We start from the raw sequence: 6319 nt of genomic DNA, 5'->3' as shown, positions 1-6319 counted from the left end.
CCATCTTTCTTTTCATCAATCGAGATGACCTGTCCCTTGCGCGCATAGCTGCGCCCGCGGCTGAGCCTGCCTGAATCGACCAGACGCTCCAAAGCCGCTATCCAGCGTTTTGCCCACCAACTCGATGCAAACGCGCCGCGTTTACTGCGCGCTTTGATGCCATCTTCCACTTCTTTCGCTCTTGTCGGTTTGAAATAATAATAGGACATAAATACCTCTGGGGGTACGGTAGATGGTAGACGGTAGACAGGATAAAACCTTTCTCCTAGCTACCGTCCCCTGTCTACTGTATTCTGTCTGCTGTATTCTACCTACTGTCTACTCTTGTTAATCGACTCAATCAAACGATAAAGCATTTTACTGATAACTTCAGCTTCTTCCATAACCTGCTCATTATCACTGATATAGCCTAAATCTTTGGATAGGATGAAGAAGTATTTGAGTTCTTCGAGCGAAGCTTCGCCGATATTATAAAAACGCACTTTTTCGCCTTTTCCCTTTCTCTTAAAACCCTCAGCAATATTGGCGGGGAGAGATACCGCTGCACGGCGCATTTGCGACACTAATCCGTAGCGCTCATCAGTTGGAAAACTTTTCGTCATCTTGTAAACATCCAGAACCAATTGATGCGCTTTTTGCCAAACATTCAAGTCACGAAAACTATTAATCATATTCATTATCTTTTCCCTTTCTCCCGTCTCCTGTCTACAGTCTACGAAGTGAGACCGCCTTCCTCAACTCATCTGTACTCATCTCAGTCAGCCACTTCTCACCCGTACCGACCACCGCATCTGCCAGCGCCTTCTTGGATTCGATCATATCGTCAATCATCTCCTCCAGCGTGCCTGTGGTGACGAATTTATGCACCTGCACATTTTGCTTCTGCCCAATGCGGAAAACGCGGTCGGTTGCCTGATTTTCCACCGCAGGATTCCACCAACGATCAAAGTGGAAAACATGATTGGCGCGTGTCAAATTCAAACCCGTGCCACCCGCCTTGAGCGACAATATGAAAACAGGCGGCGCTGAATCATCTTCCTGAAAACGACGCACCATTTCATCGCGCTTCTTGGCAGGCGTGCCGCCGTGCAAAAATTGGGTTGCCGTCCCCAAAGATTTCGGCAAGTGTTCCATCAAAATATCGCCCATTTCGGTAAATTGCGTAAAGATCAACGCCCGTTCGCCACGTTCTAAAACTTCTTCAAGCAACTCGCCCAGCCGCTCCAGCTTCCCGCTCCGTTCAGCCAGCGCAACGCTGCCCGCCTTCTTATCAATTTGGTGCAAATATTGCACGGGGTGGTTGCAAATCTGCTTCAACTGCATCAGCATACTCAACACCAAGCCCTTGCGCTGCATCCCTTCTTCGCCTTCAATCTCTTTCAGCGCATCCTGCACCACCGCTTCGTACAAAGTCGCCTGCTCCTCGGTCAGCGAGCAATAGACCTTCGTCTCCACTTTTTCGGGCAGGTCGGCGATCACGGTGGGGTCGGTTTTGACGCGCCGCAGGATAAAGGGCGTGGTCAGTTGCCGCAACTGCTTGACCGCTTCCTTGTCCTGGTAGCGCTCAATCGGCAGCGAAAATTGCTCCCGAAACGCCTTTTGATTGCCCAAATAGCCAGGGTTCAAAAATTGCATGATCGACCATAACTCCGACAGCCGATTTTCAACAGGCGTCCCCGTCAGCGCAACCCGAAAACCTGCTTCGATCTTTTTGATCTCCTGTGTCTGTTTTGCCGCGGGATTTTTGATATTCTGCGCCTCGTCCAGGATCACCGCCAGCCATTGGATGGATTGGAAGGATGCGGCGTCGATGCGTGCCAGCGGATAACTCGTCAGCACCACATCTTTATCTTTGACAGCCTCCCGAAACGCCCCCGACTTCAATCTGGTTGCGCCTCGATGAACATAGGATTCAAGGTTTGGCGCGAACTTGCCAATCTCCCGCTCCCAGTTCGTGACCACCGAAGTCGGCGCGATCAGCAACGCTGGCGCAGGGAGTTTTCCATTCAACTCTTTCTCGCGCTGCAACAAGGCAATCGTCTGGATCGTTTTACCCAAGCCCATATCATCGGCTAAACATGCGCCCATCCCCCACTTGCGCAAAAATGCCATCCACGAGTAGCCGTATTTTTGATAAGGGCGCAATTTACCCGCCAAGGCTGCGGGTTGCGCTAACTCTTCCAACTTCTCCGATTGCTCGAAACTCTCCAGCAACTCTTTCAGCCAGCCATCGGTCTCTACCGCAGCAATTTTCAAGCCCCCAGCTACTTCTTCGCCGCCCAAGCCCAGTCGCATCGCTTCAAGCAACGAGAATTCGCCTTCAAACTGCTTTTTCTTCCAAAATTCGATTGCCGCTTCAATATCTTCCGCGTTGAGCGTCACCCACTCCCCGCGTATCTGCACCAATGGCGATTTCAAGTTGGCAAGCGCGAGAAATTCTTCTTCGGTCAACTCCGTATCGCCAATGGATAGCTGCCATTGGTAGCTGACCAGATTTTGCAGGGTCATGATCCCTTTTGCCGTTTTATCTTTGCTCGTTCCCAATTTAGCTTTGACACCCAAACGCGCCCCCTGCCTGTTCCACCAGGGCGGGACAAGGATGCCAAAACCCGCCCCTTCCAAGATCGGCGCGGTTTCGCGCAGGAAGGCATAGGCATTTTGCGTGTTGATGCTCAACTCTGTCGGGATTTTGCTTTTCAGGCTTTGCGTGATCGGCGGGAAGAGACGCGCCGCATAGCCCAAGCCCGTCAGCAGTTTCTCCTGTGGCTGCTCAAAGCGATGCCCCAGGCGTGTCAGCGCACCCTTGGATTTCTTCCAAACTTCCTCGGCGGGGATCAGCAGGCTGGGATCGTCTTTTGCCTGAATCAGATAATGCAAATGCCAGTCGCTCTTTTCTGACGCGGGCGCTTCCAAGCGGAAGGCAACCCGTGAAGTCGCATCGCCCGCGATATGCAAATTCCGCATCCAGGCGCGGTGACTGGGTTTGAGTAGGCGGATTTGTTTCGGCGAAAGCTGGATGGCAGGATTTTTGTTGAATAAGGCGGAAATCCAGCGGGAGCCAGGTTCGCTGTCCGTTTTTGGCGCGGCGTCTTTTCCCCAGGTACGGGCGAGCGAATCGCAGAAAGTGTTCAGGAAGCTGTGCAGCAAATTTCTCGAAGAGAGTTCAGGGAATTCTGCCCTGCACAAGGGCGGCATGGCGGCTTCGAGTTGGCTCAGGCGTTGAGCGTCGCGCGGGCTGTCTAAAACGGGTAGCCAACGCGCCTCGCTGCCTTCGATGATGGGTACGAGTTTTTGCGCGGCGAGCGCCTCCAATGCCAGAGACGCGACCCTGCTCCAGAAACGGGTAACAAGCCCAGGTTCCAGGCGCGTTCCGTCGAGAATCGGTTCGGGTACGGAGAATGCCAGGAGAAGGGCAACCGCGTCGAGAGCTGGTACCCAGATCGCATCCACAAGAAAAGGCGCAAGCGTTTTTTCGGCAGTAGGAAGTTCCCAATTATGGATAAGCTGCGGCGAAGGAACGGGGATGCCCCTGGCTTCGGGAAGTTGGAGGGTGAGCGTGCGCTTTTCGCCCTGGATGGCGGGCGCAATGGCGAAGGGGTGCGGCTTCGGCTTGGGGTTTTTCGCCGCGCGCCCACGACGAGGAGGCGGTTGTGAAACGTCGGGCGTTTCTGCCCAAAAATAGATACCGCTCGGCTCGTCGGCGCTCTGCGGCGGTTGGTAGTGCGCGTGGATGATATTCATAAGATAGACGTTTTGGGATAAACTTGGGGGAAATTCATGTCTTCAAGTTTATCAAAGGATTTCTCCATGAGCGAGTACCAATACTATGAGTGGCAGAGACTTGAAAGCCCGCTGACAATGGCTGAGCAAAATGCTGTGGATGCGCTCTCCAGCCATATCGAAGTGAGCGCGATGCAGGCGAGCGTCTCGTATAACTGGGGCGACTTCACGCATGATCCCATCAGGGTGTTGGCGAAGTATTTTGATGCCTATCTCTATTTTGCCAACTGGGGTAGCTTCGAGTTGGCGTTCAGCTTTCCCAAAGGGCTGATCGATGCGGCTGCGCTCGAGGTCTACTTTGACGAAGATCATGTCAATATCCGCGAAATCGAGGGCAAATTGGTTTTGAAATTCGAGAAGCGTGATGAAGATGGTTATGGTGGCGATTATGAAGAGCAAAACCAACTTTCCACGCTCTCCCGCCTGCGTGACGACATCATCCAAGGAGATCACCGCGTCCTGTATATCGCCTGGCTCAACGCGATGGCGGAGAAAGCCGATTGGTACGAGGAAGATGAGGACGACCCCGACAATTTTTGCCTGGACCCCGAACCACCTGTTCCTGCGGGATTGAATGAACTCAACCGGCCCTTGCGGACTTTTATGGATGCCTTTGAAGTTGATCCTTTCCTTGTCTCTGTCGCAGCCAAACGCAGCCCGAGCTTGGTCCCGTTAAAAGAGACGGCTTTCGATTTGGCGATCAGCAAGCTCTCCCGCCAAGAAGCGGATGAGTACCTGCTCAAAGTCGCCAATGCCGCGCCAGGCGCGGTCGCCGCTCCAGATACAGCGACTGCTTCCCCAACTCTGCACCGGAGAGTTTGTTGATCGATGCGAGAATGTACTCGTCTTTGGTTTGCCGGGACGAGGGAAAACCCAACCAGCTTAATGCCTCAAAAAGAAATACATTTGCAGTACCTGAAAGTGTGACGGTTGTCGATCCTCGGCATCCCTTGTACGAACAAACTTTTCCCCTGCTCCATCTCAAAAACAGACAAGAACTGATTCCCAGCTGCTTGGTGAAAATCGCAGAAGGCGTAGAACGGCTGATTCCTGTCAGTGTAACGGATTTATCGGGCTCACCAGCAGTTGTTTTTCCCTCGCCAGTGGATTTATCATCTCTTCACAACTTAATCCAGGCCTTTTTGCGTCTTGAGGCGCAAATTGGGAAGGAGTGTGAAGATGGAGCAACAGGAAGCAATTCCTTCGATGGAGACCGTCGCCTCTCCGCAGACGGTTTGGAAAACCTTGACAGTTACCCAACAAGAGATGGTGCTGCGGACGATGGTTTGGATTTGTCGTCAAATCGCCGAACAGTGGGGTCGGGAGGTGGATCGTGAACCCAGGGATGAATGACCACCGGGTACATACGAAAATCACGGCAGCCCATCATCAGCGTTTGGCATTGATCTATGTGCGCCAATCCACGCCCAAACAGGTTTCACAAAACCAGGAAAGTCAACAATATCAATACCGGCTTCAACAGCGTGCGCAGGAACTGGGGTGGGCTGCAGAACGCGTCCGAGTGATTGACTGCGATCTGGGAATTTCAGGGAGTGAAGCAACTGGTCGGAGCGGATTTCAGGAACTGGTTACGGAAGTATCCCTGGGGCATGCTGGGATCGTCTTTGGCTATGAGGTCTCCCGATTGGCCCGCAACAATGCCGATTGGTATCAATTACTGGATTTGGCGGCGGTCTTTGGTACTTTGATTGCGGACAATGATGGCATTTACGATCCGCGCCTCTACAATGATCGTTTGCTATTGGGTCTCAAAGGAACTATGAGTGAAGCCGAATTGCATCTCTTGCGCCAACGACTCGATGCGGGGCGGATGAGCCAGGTAAAACGCGGCGTTTATCGTCAACGACTACCCACCGGCTATCTACGTTTGCCAGATGGCAGTGTGGTCAAAGACCCGGATGATCAAGTCCGGCATGTGATCGAGTTGACTTTTGCCAAATTCGAAGAGTTCGGCAGCGCAGGCAAGGTAATGCGCTATTTGCGACAACAAGGTATTCTCTTTCCCCGACGCCAGAATGCCGGGCCACAGGCCAACCAATTGTTGTGGAAAGTGGCCAGCGAATCAGCCGTGGTCGAAATGCTCACCAATCCGGCCTATGCCGGTGCTTTTGTCTATGGCCGCCGCCAGAATGACCCTACTTTGCGCAAGCCTGGCCGTGCGGCCACTGGGCATCGGCGCAAACCGATGTCCGAGTGGCTGCACTTGCAGCAGAATGTTTACCCGACTTACATCACGTGGGAACAATACCTGTCCAATCAGGAGCGTATTCGCCAAAATGGTTTACGGTTTGCCGAAATGTGCCAAAAAGCCCAGGGAATTGTGCGCGATGGCCCCGGTCTGTTGCAGGGATTGGTAGTCTGCGGACGTTGTGGTCATCATCTGCAAACCGTCTACAAACATACGCCGCGTTACGTTTGTCGTGGGCTGGCGCGCACAACGATTGCACCTAGTGTCTGCAATTCAGTTCGCTCCCATGTGGTTGATGATCTGGTTGTTCAAGCTTTTTTCGAGGTACTT

Annotated in this window: 6 protein-coding genes; 3 read left to right on the top strand and 3 right to left on the bottom strand. The window is 52.8% G+C overall.

The features are described from left to right. The 3 genes from HN413_17610 to HN413_17600 all read right to left on the bottom strand — a co-directional run. A partial coding sequence (locus HN413_17610; GenBank protein MBT3392218.1) for a hypothetical protein occupies window positions 1-209 on the bottom strand: 209 nt, incomplete at its 3' end. Window positions 210-311: 102 nt separating this feature from the next. Then, complete coding sequence (locus HN413_17605; GenBank protein ID MBT3392217.1) at window positions 312-677, bottom strand: four helix bundle protein; 366 nt, start codon at window positions 675-677, stop codon at window positions 312-314. A 28-nt stretch (window positions 678-705) separates the two neighbouring features. Then, the gene (locus HN413_17600) at window positions 706-3741 is read right to left on the bottom strand and encodes a DEAD/DEAH box helicase (protein MBT3392216.1); all 3036 of its coding nucleotides are present in this window, start codon (window positions 3739-3741) and stop codon (window positions 706-708) included. Window positions 3742-3807: 66 nt separating this feature from the next. On the opposite strand from HN413_17600, the gene HN413_17595 reads away from it, so the two are divergent. The 3 genes from HN413_17595 to HN413_17585 form a co-directional block, all read left to right on the top strand. Continuing rightward, on the top strand, window positions 3808-4605 hold the full coding sequence (locus HN413_17595; GenBank protein ID MBT3392215.1) for a hypothetical protein: 798 nt from the start codon (window positions 3808-3810) through the stop codon (window positions 4603-4605). Next, window positions 4602-5117 (top strand): hypothetical protein, encoded by a 516-nt coding sequence (locus HN413_17590; GenBank protein MBT3392214.1) that lies wholly within the window; start codon window positions 4602-4604, stop codon window positions 5115-5117. Before HN413_17595 ends, HN413_17590 begins: the two co-directional genes overlap by 4 nt. Before the next feature lie 8 nt (window positions 5118-5125). Further along, on the top strand, window positions 5126-6319 hold a 1194-nt coding region (locus HN413_17585), incomplete at its 3' end, for a recombinase family protein (GenBank protein ID MBT3392213.1).

It is taken from the genome of Chloroflexota bacterium, from assembly GCA_018648225.1.
Classification (GTDB): domain Bacteria; phylum Chloroflexota; class Anaerolineae; order Anaerolineales; family UBA11858; genus NIOZ-UU35.
Note: the sequence above shows the minus strand (reverse complement) of the source record. Positions and strands in the feature narration are given on the sequence as shown.